10 protein-coding genes are annotated in these 18,561 nt (G+C 60.4%); 8 read left to right on the top strand and 2 right to left on the bottom strand.

Features of this window, described 5'->3' with window-relative positions; genetic code table 11:
* Nucleotides 1–183 precede the first annotated feature (183 nt).
* The 7 genes from tagH (at nt 184) to AC0L14_RS09345 (ending at nt 13,113) form a co-directional block, all read left to right on the top strand.
* Nucleotides 184–1,242 (top strand): type VI secretion system-associated FHA domain protein TagH, encoded by a 1,059-nt coding sequence (gene tagH / locus AC0L14_RS09375; protein ID WP_473526275.1) that lies wholly within the window; start codon nt 184–186, stop codon nt 1,240–1,242.
* 410 nt (nt 1,243–1,652) lie between these two features.
* Nucleotides 1,653–3,167, top strand: a complete 1,515-nt coding sequence (tssL, locus tag AC0L14_RS09370) for a type VI secretion system protein TssL, long form (protein WP_473749372.1) — start codon at nt 1,653–1,655, stop codon at nt 3,165–3,167.
* 22 nt (nt 3,168–3,189) lie between these two features.
* Nucleotides 3,190–6,753: a type VI secretion system membrane subunit TssM gene (gene tssM, locus AC0L14_RS09365; RefSeq protein ID WP_473749266.1), complete on the top strand. Its 3,564-nt coding sequence runs from the start codon at nt 3,190–3,192 to the stop codon at nt 6,751–6,753.
* Nucleotides 6,754–6,912: 159 nt separating this feature from the next.
* Complete coding sequence (locus AC0L14_RS09360; RefSeq protein ID WP_473749265.1) at nt 6,913–7,686, top strand: PP2C family protein-serine/threonine phosphatase; 774 nt, start codon at nt 6,913–6,915, stop codon at nt 7,684–7,686.
* On the top strand, nt 7,686–10,265 hold the full coding sequence (locus AC0L14_RS09355; protein WP_473749264.1) for a serine/threonine-protein kinase: 2,580 nt from the start codon (nt 7,686–7,688) through the stop codon (nt 10,263–10,265). The genes AC0L14_RS09360 and AC0L14_RS09355 overlap by 1 nt, the downstream gene beginning before the upstream one ends.
* A gap of 11 nt (nt 10,266–10,276) precedes the next feature.
* The gene (locus AC0L14_RS09350) at nt 10,277–10,783 is read left to right on the top strand and encodes a DUF1036 domain-containing protein (RefSeq protein ID WP_473749263.1); all 507 of its coding nucleotides are present in this window, start codon (nt 10,277–10,279) and stop codon (nt 10,781–10,783) included.
* Entirely contained in the window at nt 10,780–13,113 is a 2,334-nt protein-coding gene (locus AC0L14_RS09345; protein WP_473749261.1) for a M23 family metallopeptidase, read from the top strand. Before AC0L14_RS09350 ends, AC0L14_RS09345 begins: the two co-directional genes overlap by 4 nt.
* 110 nt (nt 13,114–13,223) lie before the next feature.
* On the opposite strand, the gene AC0L14_RS09340 is transcribed toward AC0L14_RS09345, so the two are convergent.
* Complete coding sequence (locus AC0L14_RS09340) at nt 13,224–13,754, bottom strand: OmpA family protein (protein WP_473485039.1); 531 nt, start codon at nt 13,752–13,754, stop codon at nt 13,224–13,226.
* Between the two features lie 132 nt (nt 13,755–13,886).
* Here AC0L14_RS09340 and AC0L14_RS09335 point away from each other — a divergent pair, with 132 nt between their 5' ends.
* A complete protein-coding gene (locus AC0L14_RS09335; RefSeq protein WP_473749259.1) occupies nt 13,887–14,525 on the top strand; it encodes a DUF6931 family protein in 639 nt (212 codons plus the stop codon).
* Between the two features lie 395 nt (nt 14,526–14,920).
* Here the strand turns inward: AC0L14_RS09335 and AC0L14_RS09330 are convergent, their stop codons facing one another.
* On the bottom strand, nt 14,921–17,440 hold the full coding sequence (locus AC0L14_RS09330) for a caspase family protein (RefSeq protein WP_473749258.1): 2,520 nt from the start codon (nt 17,438–17,440) through the stop codon (nt 14,921–14,923).
* Between the last annotated feature and the right edge of the window lie 1,121 nt (nt 17,441–18,561).

Here is an 18,561-nt window from a genome sequence, read left to right as displayed (position 1 = left end):
CCGCCGCTCGTTTCTGCTTCAGCCTAGCACATGTCTTCCGGCGACCAAAGGGGACGCTTGGCGGCTGCAGCCTAGTCGCCTTTGGAATTATCGACTTGAACGCTTCTGTGCCGCCGCTCACAAATTGCTGGTATAATGGGGTGTCCTGGGTGAGTTTCCCGACAGGATCGACGGCGATTTTGAATGTTCATCAGGCTGCAGATCAACAATGTCGTCTCGCTGCCCGCCGGTATGTCGACCGGCTACTCAACTCGTGATCGCAGCTTCGAAATCGGCCGCGAGGCCTGTGACTGGACCTTGCCCGACCCCGACAAGTTCATCTCCGGCCGACATTGCGATGTTCGATACGAGGCAGGCGCGTTCTGGCTGCACGACGTCTCGCGCAATGGGACCTTCATCAACGGATCGACCCATCGCATGGCCGGCCCGCATCGGCTTGACCATGGAGACCGGCTGCTGATCGGCCGCTACGTCATCTTGGTATCGATCGATGACGAGCGCGCCACGATGGGTCATCCTCAAAGCAGGCACGGTTCGACGCAACGAGAAATGCCGGTCGCAACCGGTCGGCCTCTGGACTTCGGAGGCGAGCCTTTCTTCGAGCCGGTGGAGCAACGGCCCGGGCAGCGAGCACCGGCGTCGACGCCTTCGCCGCCCGCGCCTCTCCCTTCGACGAGAGACGAGGTGCTGCGGGAAATCGCGATCGGAGCCGGCATCTCGCCGGAATTGCTTCAATCGCGTGATCCGCATGAAGTTGCTGCCGAAATCGGCACAGTGCTTCGAACAGTTGTCGAGGAACTGGCCTTGCTGCTGAAGGCACGTGCGGCTGCGAAAATACTGGCCAAGAGCACACACCGGACGATGATAAGCTCCGCGGATAACAACCCCTTGAAATTCGTCCCGGGAACCGACGACATCCTCGAAATCATGTTCGCACGGCGCAGAGCCGGCTACCTTGATGCCAGGCACAGTGTCGAAGACGCATTCCGCGATCTCAAGACGCACGAATTTGCCACCTATGCAGCCATGCAAGCTGCGCTCTCCCGGCTGCTTGACGACCTGTCTCCCGAGGCGATCGGCAAAAAACTCCCACCCACGTCATTCACTTCGAAGAAGAGCCTGGCTTGGGACGCCTTTGTCGCCAAATGGCGAACCATGGAGGAAGCACACGAAAACGGAATGCTGGACATATTCCTGGCCTATTTCAGCGAAGCCTATGCCAAAGCCGACAAGCAAAAATAAGCCGGGGAGATTGAACCTGGCCCATGCCCCGGAAATCGGATTGGTTTGCTGCGCTGACCTTCGGCCGCGGTACGGATCACGCGCCAGGTGGAAAGTATTAGAGCGTCCTTTGCGAGCCCAAAGATGCGGCGCTGTAGTTGGCGAAGAAAAATCCTTTCGCAGCGCTGCATCTGGTTCCAATCGACCGTTTCTAAGCTTACGATCATTTACGACAGTTCGCCAGCGGGTAAGGCTGATTGACCTGGGGGTCTGCGGCACATGTCATGTTACGGCGGGATAGAAAGATATAGCCGACCTTCCTCCAGACACTGCCCTCGCCAGCAGCGCCTGCAGTTCCTGCGCCTGACCAGGGACCGCTTTGCCCAGCTGTGGCGCACACGCAGCAACCGGGCATGGACGGACGTTTGGACATGAGCTCGAAGGACGATCCTTTTGGCCCAGCGGGCAAGACCGTCATTCGCGCACCGCGCCGCGCTGAAAAATCAGCGCCGGCTCCTCAGCGGCCTGTTCCTAACAGCGGGCAGCCCGGTCCCTCGCGGGTTAAGGATTCAACGATTTTCGATCCGGGTGTCGATCGGCATGCACCGCCGGGCTGGACATCCGGAACCGTGATCTATCAGGGTGCAGATCCCGGTGCAGCGACGGGAAACGGCCCCCTTGCGGCGGCGCCGGGCATTCAGCAGGAAATCCTGCTGAATGCCACGGACAGTGTCAGATATTCCGCAGCAAATCAGATCCTCGCTGCGGCCGCTCCTTTGCTGATGCTGTTTGGCCAGCTCAGGCTTATGCCTGTCGAAAGACAGGCGGAACAACTGGCGGAACATATTGCCGAGGCGATCGAAAAATTCGACCGGACAATGGAGAAAGCCGGTGTTCCCGAAGAAGATGCACGGATCGCAAAATTTGCTCTCTGCGAAACCGCTGACGACCTCATCGGCAACCTGCCTTGGCCGAAGAGAGACGCCTGGGCGCAGCACAGCATGCTGTTGCGGTTCTTTCACGCTGTGCCCACCGGCTCGGGCTTCTACGAAGCGCTGAACAAGGTACTGGCCGCGCCGGAGGCACACTACGACTTGCTTGAATTGATGCATGCCTGCCTGTCGCTGGGGTTCGAAGGCCAGTACCGGGGCCTTACGCGCGAGGACAACAATCTCGAACGCGTTCGACGCGACGTCTACGAGACGCTTCGCTACTTCAGGGCGCGCGCCGACGAAGACATCTCGCCCCACTGGCAAAGCATGGCGGTGTCAAGCGCACAGTCGTCGACCCGGTTGCCGCTCTGGGTGGTTGCGGCCGCAGCGTCGGCGCTGTTGACGGCGGCATTCTTCGCATTGCGGGTCTTCATCACCAACGAGGGCGAGGCCCTTGCCGGCAGGTTGCTGGCGCTCGATCCGTCGACGCCGATCGCCATAGAACGCGCCAGCGTGGTGCCGTCGGCTGCGCCGGTGAAAGTCGCTCCGCCTGTCGCCACTACCCCCTCTCAGATCGATCGCATCCATGCCGCACTGGCCAAGACTATCGCGCGCGGCGGGCTGACCGTCGGCACGCAGGGCAAGTTCATCGTCGTGGAGATCAACAATGTCCTGCTGTTCCAGTCCGGAAGGGCCGAGATAAAACCGGAGTTTGGACCGATCGCCGCGGACATCGCCGCCGCGCTGGAACCGGAGCCCGGACCGATCATGATCGTCGGCCACACAGACAATGTGAAGCCGCGAAAATCGAGCGCGTTCAAATCCAATTTCGACCTTTCCATCGCCCGGGCGAAGGCTGTCGAAGCGATGATGGCGCCGCGGTTCAGCAAGCCTTCCCGGATCACGGTCGACGGCAAGGGCGAAGACGAACCGATCGCCGACAATGCGACGCCGGAAGGCCGCGCCCAGAATCGCCGTGTCGACCTGATGATCCCCAAGGAGGAAACGCTGTGAGCACGGCCATTTGGAAGCGCCTATGACGCGTTGGCTGCTGCGGATATTCAGCGCGATCGCGTTGGCCGGTTTCGCGGCAGCCGTCTGGTTTGCCGGACCATTGATCCGCTTTGCCGATACCCGCCCGCTGGCACCCGTCTGGCTCCGCGTGGCGATCATCGGCATGATCGTTGCGATCGTGACGCTGTTCTATGGATTGCGCCTCTGGCGAAAGCGAAAGGCACAAAAGGCGCTCGAGGCGATAGTCGCCCATAATGGCGACAAAGATGACGACTCGCAGGTGCTCGAGGCTCGTATGAGTGAGGCCATCGCTGCGCTCAAGCGGTCGAGCGGCAGGCGCAATTTCCTCTACGACGTGCCCTGGTACGTCGTCATCGGCCCGCCTGGTGCCGGCAAAACAACGGCGTTGGTCAATTCCGGTCTGAATTTTCCGCTTGCTGGTTCAGGGGACGCCCAGCCGGTCGCCGGCATTGGCGGCACACGATCCTGCGACTGGTGGTTCACCGACCAGGCGGTGCTGATCGACACCGCCGGACGCTACACGACGCAGGATTCCAACGCGCAGAGCGACAAGAAGAGCTGGCTCGCCTTCTTGTCGCTGCTTAAGAGATACCGCACCAGGCAACCGATAAACGGGGTTATCCTGGCCATCAGCCTTGCCGATCTCATCAGCCTCGATGATCGGCAGCTTGACGTCCATGTCATTGAAATACGCAGCCGTCTGCGCGAAATCCACGAAACGCTGAAAATCCAGTTCCCGGTGTACCTGCTCTTCACCAAGGCCGACCTTGTCGCCGGTTTCATGGATTATTTTGGCGGTTTCGACGAGCAGCGCCGCCGCAAAGTATGGGGCGCGACATTCCAGACTGCCGATCGCAACAAGAACATGGTCGGTGAGGCACCGGCCGAATTCGACGCATTGGAAAAACGCCTGGCGGAGGAGATGGCCGACCGCCTGCAGGAAGAGACCGATCCGGTCGCTCGTATATCCATCTTTGGCTTTCCAGCACAGTTTGGCGCGCTGAAGGGCCGTATTGCCAGTTTCATCGCAAGCGTATTCGATCCGGCCCGCAGCCAGGTGAACGTCAGCCTGCGTGGACTCTATTTTTCATCGGGCACGCAGGAGGGCACGCCGATCGACCAGGTGCTGGGCGCAATCGGTCGCAGTTTCGGCAGCGCTTCTCGCGCCCATCTTTCCGGCACTGGCAAAAGCTTCTTCTTGCACGATCTTCTGACCGGCGTCATTTTCGCGGAATCCGGCTGGGTTTCATACGACAAATCGGCTGAAAGACGTGCAGCGATCGCCAGATATGGCGGCCTTGGCTTGATCACATTGATCGCTGCCGCGGCTCTGGGCACCTTGGCCCTGAGCTTTACGGCCAACAAGTCGCTGATCGCTTCTACGACGCAAGCTGTAAGCCGCTATCGCGAGACGGCGGACCCGCTCCTCAAAACCCCGACGGTCGCCGATGTCGACCTCGAAAACGTCATTGGCCCGCTCGACCAGTTGCGCGAGCTGCCGGCCGGGTTCGACACCAGTGACTTGCCGACCCCGATCGAGGCGACGTTCGGGCTCAGTCAGCGGGAAAGACTTCTTTCGGCATCAAAAACAGCTTACCGGCAAGCGCTGGAGCGCTTGTTCCGTTCGCGCCTGCTGCTTCAGGCCGAACGGACGATCCAGGCCAAGATGGCTGATCCCGCCGCGCTTTACGAACCGCTGAAGATCTACCTGATGCTTGGTGGCAAGGCGCCGAAGGTCGACGACGATCTGATCGTGTCCTGGATGAGGCAGGATTGGGAGCAGAACCGGTATCCGGGCGAAAACAACCGCGAGGGACGGGCGCAACTCGAAAAACATCTGCGGGCGATGCTTGCGTTGGACGACGCCTACGATCCGGTTTTCGAACTCAACCAGCCACTTGTCGAAGCCGCTCAACGCTCGCTCGGACGAATGAGCCTTGCCGATCGTGCCTCCGCCTTGGTCAAGTCGGCGGTATACGCGGCAGCGCTGGACAATTTTTCCGTCGCCGTGAAAGGCGGCCCGGAAGCGCAGCTGTTGTTCGAGCGTGTCGATGGTGGCGATCTGTCAGGCCTTCGCGTACCCGGTATCTACACCTATAGCGGCTTCAACAACTTCTATCTCGGACAACTCTCGCGCATTGCGCAGATGCTTGTCGATGACCAGTGGGTTCTCGGCGGCGGCGGCGAGCAAGGTGGCATCGACCAGGAACTGCTTAAACTCGGTCCCGAACTTGTCGATCGCTATGGGAGGGAGTTCGCCGCGGCGTGGAACGGCGTTCTCGACAAGTTGAAGTTCAAGGCGATGCTGAAGGACAAGCCGTATTATATCGCGCTGTCCGCTGCCGCGTCACCAACCTCGCCAATCGACCAGCTTTTTACGGCGATCGCCGATGAAACAGCTCTGACGCGAGAAGCTGGTTCCGGCAAGGACTTCGGCTCCGAGGCCGAAGCCGACATGCTTCAAAACCAGCAGCAGAACGCTGCAGATGTCGCCAGGGGATTGGCCCGCATCGGCCTTCAAGCCGCCGGCGGCAAATCGCAAAGCCGGGCCGGTACAGGGTTCGCTGGCGCGCAAAACCAGAATCCGGGGGCGAACGTCGAAGCGCAATTCAGATCATTCCAGGCTTTGGTGAACGGTCCCGCCGGACGCCGCCCAATCGATGCGTTGACACAGAATTTCCGCGACATCTACCAAAGCCTGCAATTGGCGGCCGATGTCCCTTCGCAAACGGAACGCGTCAACATGAATCTGCAGCTGCAGATATCCACCCTTCGCGCCAATGTCTCGCGTCTGCCCAAGCAACTCGCCCGAATGGTCACCGCGACCGCCGACGAGCTTGACGGCAACGTCGCGGAAACCTCGCTAACGAATTTGAACCAGATGCTCGACCAGACGGTCACACGCGCCTGCGAGGAGATGGTCGAGGGCCGTTATCCTTTCGCCAGCGACGGCTCGGAGGATATTGCGATGGCGGATTTCGCGAAACTGTTCGCTCCAGGCGGACTGATGGACCGGTTCTTCGCTCAGAATCTCGCATCGCTGATCGACATGACCGGCCAGGACTGGAACTGGAAACAGGATGCGCGTTTCGGGCGCGACCTGTCGAAGTCGACTTTGAAAAACTTCCAGCTGGCCGCGGAAATCCGCAACGCCTTCTTTCCTTCAGGTGGTTCGGTGCCGTCGGTCAGTGTCACCTTTACGCCGTTTTCACTGCATGGCGATGCCGATACGGCGGAACTCGACGTCGATGGCCAGATTGTCCAAAGCAGCCAGGCGGGCAACGCGCCAAGCACGGTGACCTGGCCGAGCGGCATGGCTTCCGCGTCCGCGAGCCTGAGCCTCATTCCGGAAATGCCGGGCCGTGAGTCCGCGATCAAGTTCGACGGTCCGTGGGCACTGAAGCGCCTGCTGGACAAGGCTGATATCACCAGCACCGGCGGCAACACGGAAGCCCGCTTCGTGATCGGCGGACGCGATGTCGCCTATACGGTCCAGACCAATTCGGACCCCAACCCTCTCTTCCTTCCTGCGCTTTCCGGGTTCAGCTGTCCAAAGGCGTTTTAAGATGACCTTTGCATGTTCCAATACGGTGAGGCTGTCCATCGGCAACAGATGCGCGGACGTTGATTTCGATACTTTAATATTCGAGCCTGTGGCAAACTGGCGCGCGCGAGCGCCTGACAGTGCGGCGCAGAGGACGCTTGAGAAGCGCTTGGTGGCAAAGTGAACAATGTCGCCCTTCCCTTTGAAAGCTTCGGCGTTAGCCACAGAGGCTGTGTCCGTGAGCTCAATGAAGACAGCTACCTGGTCGAGCCGGAAACTGGCCTGTGGGTGGTGGCCGACGGAATGGGTGGACATGATGCCGGGGAAGTCGCTTCGGCCAGTATTGTCGATCATCTGGCAACGATCGGCATTGCAAGCTCTGCACCGGATCTTCGCGCGCGCTTCGAGGACCGGCTGAGCCGAGCCAATGCCGAAATCCGCAGGATATCGGAATCACGCGGAGTAACCATTGGCTCCACTGTCGCCGCCCTGCTGGCGATGGATGGGCGGTTTGCCTGCCTGTGGGCGGGCGACAGTCGCGTCTATCTGATCCGCAACGCCTCGATCTCCCAGATTTCGAAGGACCATACCGAAGTTCAGGAACTTCTCGACAAGGGCATGATCAGCGCAGCCGAAGCGCTCACCTGGCCGCGCCGCAACGTTATCACGCATGCGGTCGGTGTCAGCGACGAGATCGTCATTGACTTCCAGCAAGGCGAAATCATGCCGGGCGACATATTTGTGTTGAGCACCGACGGGCTGACAGCGCATGTCACAGATGCCGAGATCGAGGCGGCGGCGGTGTCGGCGACGCCTCAGGCGGCATGCGAAAACCTGCTACAAACGGTGCTGGCGCGCGGGGGAACAGACAATGTCACGATCGTGGTCGTGAAGATCGGAGACGGGCGCAATGGGGCCCGTCTTGATCCTTCCAGAGCGGAAGGTTTGGGCTGATGAGCGCCGACGACAAGACGCGAATATCGCCTAACGTGGCCAACACAGCCGTAGGCACGCAACTCAGTGGCATCTATGAACTGGACGAGCGGATTGCATTCGGTGGCATGGGCGAAGTCTACCGGGGCCACAACATCCAGACCGGCGACCATGTCGCGATCAAGATCGTCTTGCCCGAGTTCGCCCGCGATCAGACGATCCTGTCGCTGTTCCGCAAGGAAGCGTCGATCCTCAATCACCTGTCGCACGACGCCGTCGTGCGTTATCACGTCTTCACGATCGACCCCGGCATCGGTCGCCCCTATCTTGCCATGGAATTCGTCGACGGCCAGTCGCTGTTCGATATCATGCGACGTGGCCCGATGCCGACGGAAGACGTGCGCAAGCTCTGCCATCGCCTGGCTTCCGGCCTGAGCGCCGTGCACCAGGCGGGGGCAATACACCGCGACCTCTCTCCGGATAACATCATCCTGCCGGGAGGCCGGGTCGAACGCGCAAAGATCATCGATTTTGGCATCGCGCGGTCGGCGACCGTCGGCGGAGAGACGCTGATCGGCGGAAAATTCGCGGGGAAGTACAACTACGTTTCTCCCGAACAGCTCGGGCTGTACAGCGGCGAGGTCAGCGAGCAATCCGACATCTACAGCCTGGGGTTGGTGCTGGCCGCTGCTCTGCGCGGGAAGCCGATCGACATGGGCGGCTCCCAGTTCGAGATCGTGGAAAAACGCCGAACCGTTCCGGATCTATCCGACATCGACGCCGATTTTCGTGGAATTGTTGAAGCCATGCTGCAGCCGGATCCACAAGACCGGCCGATCAGCATGGCGGACATCGCCAGGGTGACACGTGACGATACGGATGAGGAGACAAAGCCGCCAACGTCGATCACGCCGCGCGACCGGACGGGTTTGCCGCGAGCGGGGGGGACCGCGCCTGGCCCCAAGCTCCCAAGTCAGCCTCCGGCGGCTCCCGGTGAACAGCGCTTCGTTCCGCATGTCCGGCCGGCGCTTCTGTCCGAACCAAGGCCTTCGCCAGTTGCCGGTCCTCGAGCGGTTTTGCCAAAGGTCCCTGGAAAGCCCGCCAAGAGCCGCTCGATCGCGATCGCTGCCTTGGCGACCTTAGCTGTCGCGTCAGGTGCAGGCATTTATCTGAGCGGCTTGATGACGCCTTCCACGCCGACCGGCAGTGAGACAAAGCTCTCGGCACCGGAAGCATCAAAGCCGGCCCCGACGGACAGTGTTGCAAATTCGCCGAGCGATGAGCCGGCAAAGGCAGTTCCGCCTGAGCGGTCACAAACAGAGGCCGCTGCGCCTTCAGCTGAAAAGCAGGCAGCTGCCGCAGCGGATCAAAAGCTGGAGCCGACACGGCCCGCCGAAGTCCTCTCACCAAGCGAGGAAACCCCGGAGCCGGCGCCAGCCGAGGCGCTGTCTCCAGCTGAAGATCAGGTAGATGCCGAGGCGCAAAAGTTGGAGCCGGCACGGCCCGCCGAAGTCCTCTCACCAACCGAGGAAGCGTCGGAGCCAGCGGCATCCGAAGAAACCCCGGAGCCAGCGGCATCCGAAGAAACCCCGGAGCCAGCGGCATCCGAAGAAACCTCGGAGCCGGCGGCAGCCCAGGCACAACCACCGCCGGCAATTCAGCCGGATAGCGTGACCAGCGACGGCCAGCAAGCTGTTCCGCCGCGCGTCCAGGTCGCGCCGGTGGCGCCGGCCGACAAAGTCTCACCGCCCCCGGCGGTCCAGCCCGACGTGATGGAGAAGCCCGAGCAGCCGGCCAGCCAGCAGGCCACCACCCAGGTGCCCGACCCCGCTGCAGGCCAGGCGGACGACGCGAGCGCAAAGGGGCAACAGGACGAACCGGCGGCAGGCAAACAGCCGGACGGACCCGCCATCACCTTGAACGTGCCGAAACCGGAACTAGAGCTGCCGCCGGCAATTGCCCTCGACAAGGCTGCGCAACGGGTCTTCTGGGTGCGCGACTTCAACGGCGGCGACTGTTTTTATGCGACGTTGACGTCGGCAACCGAGACCGCCGTCGCAATCGAAGGATTGGGCACAGAGGTCCAGCCTTTCGAACGAATGTTGTCCGATTTCCAGGCAAGATTCCATGTCGAACCGGACATCAGCGTCCGCCTGATTGAACCGGCTCAATGCGAAGTCACCAACTTTCTGCGCTTTGTGGACCAGACGGCGACTGACAAGCCGCAGCTTGTTCTCGATCGAACGACGGTGCCGAGCGGTTCGCCGATCGGAGGCACGCTGGTGACGCGTGGCGGCCTGATTTCCAGCGTGCTGCTGATCGACCACAGGGGCATGGCATTCAACCTCGACGGTCGTATCTTGGCGCAAGCCGGCAAGGCCACGTTCAACTTTCCGATCGATCTCGGCGCAGCCGACAAGGCGGCCGGCAAGGTCGTGCCGCAGATCATAATGGTGATCACGGGTCCACAGGATATTCAGGCTGCGGCGTTCTCCGCGCCGACACCAGCCGCGCTGCTGTTGCCCAGGATTCTCGAAGAGATCGCGACCACCCGATCTGAGTTCTCCGCGACTGCAAAGTACTTCCGGCTCGGCGGGTAGCATGGACGCCGATGGACCGCCGCCGCTCGCGTTTTTCCTTCCCGACCGCTGTCCCGCCCAAAAATCAGCGTGACTGGCTTCGCGGCCTGCTTACCCTGAGAGGCCGTATCAGACTTACGGTCACGTCGGGCGCGATGTTGCTGGCTCTCCTGTCGTCCCACGAAGCGCGCGCCGAATTCACCGTCTGCAATCAGACGCTCGACGTCGTCAATCTCGCTGTCGGCCAAAAGGTCGACAATGCGGATCAGACCGATGGCTGGTGGACCATCGGCGCAAATCAGTGCGTGAACGTGATCCGCGAGGAACTCACCAACCGCTATATTTACATCTATGCGACGGACGTTTTTGGCCATGCAACCCTGACCGGGTCGACCGAAATGTGCATCGACCGGCGCCGATTTTCGATACGCGGCATCGATGAATGCTGGCAGCGCGGCCATATCGCCGCACGATTTCTCGAAGTCGATACGCTTGAACAGGCGCGGTGGACCTTTTTCCTGACCGGAAGCAATCCGTGACGCACAGTATCGACACAAGCTTCAGGTTGAAAAAGCAGGCGCGCGCCGCCCTGCGCAGACGCAGGCTCTGGCGCAGACTCCTTGCCGGTCTTGCTGTGGTTGTCCTGTTGTCCATCGCTGCCGGCTTCTATCTCACCGCGGACTATTGGTCGTTTGGCGACGAAGATGAGGAGTTGCACGCCGTCGAGGGAACCGACGATGTGCCAGCCGATGCATCGGTCTATGTGCCTGCCATCATCGATCTCGCAGGCGACCCGATGTGGATCACCCTTGCGCCCGACACCGGCGCAGCGACAAAAAGCCAAGTGATCCCGCGCCCTGCAGAACTCGATCAGGCTGGAGTTTCTCCCCAGATCGAAATTCTGTCTGACGTGATGCTTAGCGCCAGCGAAAAATTCATGACAACGATACCGTCCACGCAAGAAGATTTTGCATTCTTCCAGGCACAGCGACAGGCCGCGCCGGCGCCCTCCAATGATCTGCAAAACGATGTTCAGCCACCGCCCGTTCTAGACGAGGCTCCGGTTGCTTCGGACCCGCTGGTGGACACCGATGATGCCGAAGCAGGTTGGGGCGAAACAATCGATGCAGGCGAGGCAGCCCTTCCCGCATTCCGGAAAACCCAGATCGAAAACAACACCAGCGTTGCAAATGTCACCAGCGAATATCAACGATACGAGGCTACCGAGGACACGTTCGTAAAGATTCTCAACGACCGCAGCTTGGACAGCGTTGTGCTGGATGCGCGTTTCTCCGCCGAGGATGCCAAGCTGGCAGGCGAAGCCCTGAAGGCGCTTTTCAATCGGGAAAGCCTTGAGCCGGGTTATGTCGTCGCCATGCGCGGCTTCAGGCCGACGCGCGAGACGACAACCATGTCCCTCATGCAGGTATCGATCTATGCCAAGAACGTATTTGTCGGCACGCTGACGCGCAATGCCGCTGGTGTGTTTGTGTCTGGTGTGGACCCCTGGGTCCGCGAAGACCTTTTCAACTATTCGGGTGCACAGCCGCAAGGCACGCACAAAAGGCAATACCGGCTGCTCGACGCAATCTACTCGACAGCAGCGCGCAACAAAGTCCCGACCGGCGTGATCGGAGAAGCGATCATGTATCTTTCGCGAGGACAGGATCTGGATGCCTTCGCCAGCGAAGACCAGCGTCTGGTGCTGATCTATTCGCAAAGGCCACGCGGCAAGGAAGAGACGGCCGGACGGGTGCTGTATGTTGGCGTCCAGGGTAGCGAAAAAGGCCTCGACTGTTTCGTCTTCCAGCAGACCGACGGCCAGTTTGCATGCGTTAGCGGCGACGATCAGGTTCGCTCGCTGACAGTCACCAACGGCATGGTTACCCCGGTCAGCGGGGTCATGACGTCCACCTTCGGCCCACGCAAGCACCCAATCCTCGGGACTGTTCGCATTCACAAGGGTGTGGATTGGGCGGCGCCTTTGGGTACGCCGATTGCAGCCGCCTTCGACGGCGAAGTCGTTTTTCAAGGCGATGGAGGGGGTTACGGCAATCTGGTGAAGATTTCGCACGGAAACGGGCGCGAAACGCGCTATGCGCATATGCAGAAATTCGCGGCCAACGGCGGTGTCGGCGCGAAGGTGATGGCAGGCGATATTATTGGTTACATCGGCACTACCGGTCTTTCGACTGGGCCGCACCTGCATTTTGAACTCTATCGCAATGGCGAGGCGGTCGATCCGCTGGGTACGGTTACGGCAATCGCAACGGACGCTTCCGCTGTCGAAACGCTGACCTCCCGTATCGTTCAAGTCGAAAGTGGCGGCAGCGCCCGCGCCAAGAACCCGCTTTCTTCGGCGACCGGCGCCGGTCAGTTCATAACGAAGACCTGGATCAGGATGATGAACACCTACCGCCCCGAACTTGCGCGGACGCTGTCAACCGCCGACCTGCTTGCTCTGCGTTATGACGCCACCATCTCGCGCGAGATGGTCAGCAATCTGGCGCGCGAAGGCGAAGCCTATCTTCGGGCGCGCGGCCACCAGATCACAGCCGGCCGGCTTTATCTCTGTCATTTCCTGGGAATGGAAGGCGCCCATCAAGTGTTGACGTCGCCGGGTTCGGCGCAATTGAGCGCCGTGCTCGGGTCGGCCGTCATTCAAGCCAACCCGTTTCTCACCGGCAAGTCCGCTAGCTATGTCGTAAGCTGGGCCGAAAGGAAAATGGGTCGGAAGCTAAGCCCGGCGATGGTTGAAGCGAGCCAACGGACAACGACAACGACGGAAGTCCGGCAGACATCGCCCGAGTTCGAAAAATACAAGCAGGCGATCACGGCTATGGTGAGTTCCGTTCAGAATGCGCTTTGAGCCAGCGCATGGCCCCGGAAATCGGAATCGGTTTGGTTTGCTGCGCTGACCTTCGGTTCGCGTCGAAAAGGACGCGCGGGTCTGGTCTTAGTCCAGCGTACCCGCTCCAGCTACTCGGTCCTTATCCGCATTTCCACCCGGCGGTTTACCGGATCGAACGGATTGGGGTTGCGCGGATTCGCTTCGCCCAAACCTGTCGCTTTGATGCGGGCAGGATCGATGCCGTTAGATGTCAGGAAGGTTGTTACCGATCTCGCTCTTCGTTCCGACAGTCCCTCGTTGTAATCAGCCGAGCCGCTTGCATCGGTGTGACCCTCAACAACGAAGTTCAGAGTGCTCAGTCGGCTGTCCTTCAGTGCCTTGGCGAACTCGTCCAGTTCAGCGCGGGCAGTCGCATCGAGCTCCGCAGAATCCAGGCCGAAATTGATCAGCATGTCGAGGCTGGTTTTTTCGGCAGGCGCTTGCTTGTTCTTGCTGTTGCACTCTTCCTCGGTGCCGACGCAAATTCCACGCGACGGGCCGAACTCGCTCGCCGCGTCAAAAAACTTCACGATGTCCTCTGATTTCTGAAGCGGATCAGCAAAAGCGTGGGTCGAAAAAAGCGCGACCGTAAACACGAAGGCTAAACTGCCCAACTGCATGACGGTTACTCCTGTCTTGAGCATCCGATTTCATCGACTGCGGACAATACCAAATTCCGAATCGATTGTCTGTCAATAAACGTCAAGCATACGGGTGGTGAAGGGCAGTTGCATCTGCCAGGGACTGGAGACTTGACCCGCGCCCTGTCCAAGGCTTCAGTGTCGATTGTTCCCTGGGAAAGCGTGGCGGCCATGGCCAATGAGCTTCGATTCAAAACGGCACGGGATCTTTTCATGGCCTGCCCCGCTGTTTCCAGGGACATGGTGGCGCTTCCGACCGAACAGCCTTCAATCGAATTTTGCCGTGCCCTGCTTGCCGGGCGGGTGCCCGAGGAGGCGATTACGTTCTGTGCCTATCTGCTTCCCGAGCGGGCTGCAGTGTGGTGGGCGCATGAATGCCTGGGCCACCTCACCGTTCTGCTCGACCGCAGGGATCAGGAGTTGCTTGCGCTTGTTCGTGACTGGGTCAGCGAACCGGATAGCCCTCACTTTGGCCCAGAAGTGAGCAAGGCTGAGGCAATGCCGCCAACAACGCCGGCCGCCTGGATTGCCCTGGCTGCAGGATGGCATGGCAACGGTTCGGCTATGGAGGCGTCAGCGGTATCGGCCTTGCAACCAGTGCCTGCCGCCCGCGCTGTGAGTGCGGGGGTTCTGGCCGGATTGGCACGCGTTGCACTGGAGGACCGCTTTTCAGTTCTTTCCGCGTTTGTCGAAATGGGCATTCAGATGGCGGAGATCGAGGCGCTGCGCCAATCAGTGGATGCATACTAGACTGCGGTCTGGATTCTGATTGCTTGCACTACTTTCCGGCTGCCGCTCAATGTTCGTCGGTCAACCGCCCCAGCCGCCTCCTCCGCTGCTCCCGCCACTCCCGCCAGTCCCGCCTCCCGAAGAAGGAATGATTACGGGAGGTGCGGCAGCAGGCTCGTCCGCGACCGGTTTAACGACTTTCTTGGAGGCCACCGGTTTGGGAGCGGGGTTGACGACCTTCCGCGGCGCCGCGGCTCTGCGAACGACCTTCGGCGCCGGCGTGGGCGTCGCCACCAGCGGCGTCGGTTGAAGGGGTGGCCAGGATGTGCAGCCCATGACCCCCGCCAAGGCGACGGACAGGGTTATCCCGATTGTTGCCTGCTTCAGATTTCTGCCCACCATTGCCTCCTTGTTGATCAGAACAAATCTCGACGCGGATTGGCTTGTTCCCAGACCGCCCTAGCCACATTGACCAGTTGCTTGTCGACAGAACCGCTCAACGGAATCTTCGACTTGAGTTCCCCACGCAGTTGCTTCAACGCCGCCGCTTTCGCCTTGGCCCCGAATTTCGCCAACGTCGCCCGGGCGTCAGGCAGTTCGTTGCGAAGATCGAGCGCAACTGTGAATGCCAGGAAACGCACGGCGACGGCCTGGTCGGCCTTGTCGCCCTTTTGCATCTCGAGAGCCGCGCGATCATAGGCGCCGGACTGGTCACCGCGCGAGGTTGCCAGTTCGAACAGACGTTGGGCTTCATCAAGGTTCTGCTCCACGCCAACACCATCACGGTACATGCGCGCAAGACTGCCCGGCGCATAAGGCTGGCCGAGGTCAATGGCCTTCTGAAACAGCGCCAGCGCAGCCTTCGGATCCTTCTCGACGCCGCGGCCGCTGAGATAATTGCGACCAAGCAGGTTCATCGAATACATGTCCTGCCTCTGGACGCCTGCCTCCAGGAAGGCAACGGCGCGGGCCTGATCGGCGGGCACGCCGTTGCGGCCCTCGGTGAAGATCGCGCCGAGATCGTTCATGGCATAGGTGTGCCCCATCGCCGCCGCCTTGAGCAGCAGGTCCAGTCCCTTGCCGGTGTCGCGCTCGACGCCGTAGCCATTGAACAAGGCACGGCCCCACGACGTCATCCCGTAGGGATCACCCTTGTCGGCTGCAGCCGCGTAGAAGGTGTTGGCCTGCTTGCGGTCGACAGCCAGGCCCGTTCCGGTCGCGTAGAGGTAGCCGAGTTCGAACACAGCGCGCACGTGTCCCCTGTCGGCGGCCTGCTGGATGGCTTTCCTGGCCTGGTCGACCTTGCCGGCTGCAAGCAACGCGCGACCCAGTTCATAGCGGAAGCGGGCGACATCGGGATACGCCTTCACCGCAGCCTCGCAGAGCTTCACCGCGTCGGCGCCGATTTCATTTGGCAGCAGGCCGGGGACGACGCCTTGAAGGTCGAGAGGTTCGCCGGCAGCCAAGTCGCATGGATCGACGCTTGGCGACAGTTTCATTTTGGCGGGTTTGGATACTGCGCTGTCCGCCCGAATTTCGAAGGCGACCTCGACCGGGGTGCTGGCTCCGATCTGGGGTTCATAGCGCAGCACCTCGACTTCACCGACCGTCAAGCTCGATTCGGGCGTCAGGGCTCGATCCGGCAGGGAGAGCGTTCCCGTTGCCGGATAGTTCGCAACTTTCAGGCTGACCGCCGAATCGTCTGTCGGGAGATCCAGGTTCAGAGCAACCGCGCCGATGCCGACCGGAACGTCGATCTCGCGGCTCTCGATCGCCTCGGCGGCACCGGTGACATGAATGCCGCGCTGCAGCACCTGCTGCTTCTGCTCGGCTTCGAGTGAGGCCATCACCTGCTCGCCCTGGGCTCCTTCGCCGCTCTTGACCCGGAACACCAGCATGCCCTTGGCTTCGCCGCCCCAACTGTCGCGTGCGGCGTAGGCCAGCATATCCATCTCTTCTGGCTCGCCAACTCCCTTGGGGACATCCATCTGCAAACGCGGCAGGTCCTTGCCCTGGATCAGTTCTCCCGGCTCGACGACCTTGCCGTCCAGCATAAGGCGTCCCAAGGCGGGCGGTCTATCGATGCTGACGGTGATTGTCCCGCCGTCGACCTCGACCGGTTCCGGGAGGTTCAGATCGACAGGCCCGACCCCCGACAACACGACTTTCTCCAACACGGGCGGTAGAGAGGGGCGGCTGCTGCGACGCATCAGAACGACTTCGTCGATCAGCGAAGAGTTCTCCCAGGGAACCTGCAGGCCCTTAGTAGCCTCAACTACATCCCGGCGCACGGCCGCCATGACCGTGCGAATCTCCTGGTTCGGAGCCAAGGCCCGACGAGAAAATGCGAATGAAAATGGGCTGAGGTCGCCGGCGCCGTCATAGGCAACCGCGCCGGGTTCGGTGGCGAAAGCAATCAGTGTGTTCAGCGAGCTTCTTACTTGCGCAAGGCCGGTGCCGCTGGCGGTAAGAAGCTGGTCCCTGAGCCAATAGTCCTTGCGAGGGAATGGATTGTTGCGGCAGGCGTCGAGGATGATCACCTGGATCTTCGATTTCGAACGCATCTGCTGCAGCACATCGTTCAGCTTGATTGCCTGGACCTCGACGTCCGCCGCATCTTTCAACGAGGCATCGACAGGGATCAGGAAATTTTCGCCGCCGATCTGAAAGCCGTGACCGGAATAGTAGACGACAGCTACATCCGCCCCGTCCACGGCGGCAAGATAGTTGCGGAACTGGTCTTCAAACTGCAGCTTTGTAAGATTGCTCGCGACAAAAACATCAAAACCAGCCGCTCGAAACGTGTTGGACACGTCCACCACATCTTTGGCCGGGTTCTTGAGGGCCGAGATTTCCCGGTAATCGGAGTTGCCGATTACAAAGGCAACCCTTCGCTCGACGGCAGAAGCCTCGAAAATCGTGAAGCTTGCGAGCATCAAGGCTGCAACGAATCCGCAACGTCGGAGCATGGCAAATCCCTTAACCGCTGTTACCTAGCGACCACAAGAACACAGCTGCGGTATCAAGGTCCGTTAGAGAGCATGCTATCTGCCGAGACAGAAAAGAGAGAAAAGCCGTCGCGACAGCGGCATATTCCTCACTTGATCAAACCCTAAATTACATCAGAGGCCGAGTGTCCGCAATGATGTCGAACGGTTTCTCAACCTGGCTATTTGGACCCGTGGTCGATACGGTCCCCTCGGGCCACGCGCGGCCGGCATACCCTTGACTTGCGCACACGCATCACGCGTCAGGGCGCCTCAGGTTTTCCACTACTAATATCGGTGTACCCCTGATTTTCCCTACCCACCATTTCCGAGACTCAATTAGCGTCTTCTTATGGAGCATCGGCACGCCATTCGAAGAATCAAGGAAGGACTTTGGGAGGTCTACGACATAGACGACGATAGGGTTGTCTTCGCAGACGGGGTGGCTCTGACAAATTTGCTGGATGACGAGGCACTCGACGCCCTGGAGTTGCTAAAGGGTGGGTTCCTTGTTCCGAGCAGCGCTCCCAAGGCCGGTTGACAGTTCCTTCAGGGATACGCCGAGGCCACACTGTCCGCGAGATGGAGCACTGAAGGCGGATAGCTGACACGCAAAAGCGCCGCCGCTTGGCGGGCTCCTGGATGCGTTCGCTCGTCGAGATCTGCCACCCTATTTCGGCGACGTCGCAGCCGCGATGCAGAAGGTGTGGATCAATTCGCGAGGCTCAGCGCCCCGCAGCGTGGCAAACGAAAAATTCTCCTTCGTTTGGTTGATGTCGGAACAATGCTCCGTCCGTAACTTCGTGCTATATATTAGCAGGTGCTGTTATGAGGTTTTTGCCCGTTCAGGAACCGACCAACACATGGGCCGTGTTCGATACCACCGTGGATGTGCCTGCGGACTTCGCTGGCACTTGCCTTATCGGCTTGCCGCGGGAGCGGGCGGAGTGGCTCGCAGCGAGAGCCAATCAAGATGCATCGGTGAGGAGCAATTGGATCGGCCGGTTATCCTCCCTGGAGCCTGAGCATGGCGTGGTTTCCATACGCAAATGTCAGAAATGGCTTATACC

It is taken from the genome of Mesorhizobium sp. WSM4841 (assembly GCF_055811515.1).
This window is presented reverse-complemented; position numbering and strand designations above follow the sequence as displayed.

Excerpts from the sequence above, each read along its gene's own strand:
- tagH (WP_473526275.1), top strand. The coding sequence starts at position 184 with ATGTTCATCAGGCTGCAGATCAACAATGTCGTCTCGCTGCCCGCCGGT.
- tssL (WP_473749372.1), top strand. The coding sequence starts at position 1,653 with ATGAGCTCGAAGGACGATCCTTTTGGCCCAGCGGGCAAGACCGTCATT.
- tssM (WP_473749266.1), top strand. The coding sequence starts at position 3,190 with ATGACGCGTTGGCTGCTGCGGATATTCAGCGCGATCGCGTTGGCCGGT.
- AC0L14_RS09355 (WP_473749264.1), top strand. The coding sequence starts at position 7,686 with ATGAGCGCCGACGACAAGACGCGAATATCGCCTAACGTGGCCAACACA.
- AC0L14_RS09350 (WP_473749263.1), top strand. The coding sequence starts at position 10,277 with ATGGACCGCCGCCGCTCGCGTTTTTCCTTCCCGACCGCTGTCCCGCCC.
- AC0L14_RS09340 (WP_473485039.1), bottom strand. The coding sequence starts at position 13,754 with ATGCAGTTGGGCAGTTTAGCCTTCGTGTTTACGGTCGCGCTTTTTTCG.
- AC0L14_RS09330 (WP_473749258.1), bottom strand. The coding sequence starts at position 17,440 with ATGCTCGCAAGCTTCACGATTTTCGAGGCTTCTGCCGTCGAGCGAAGG.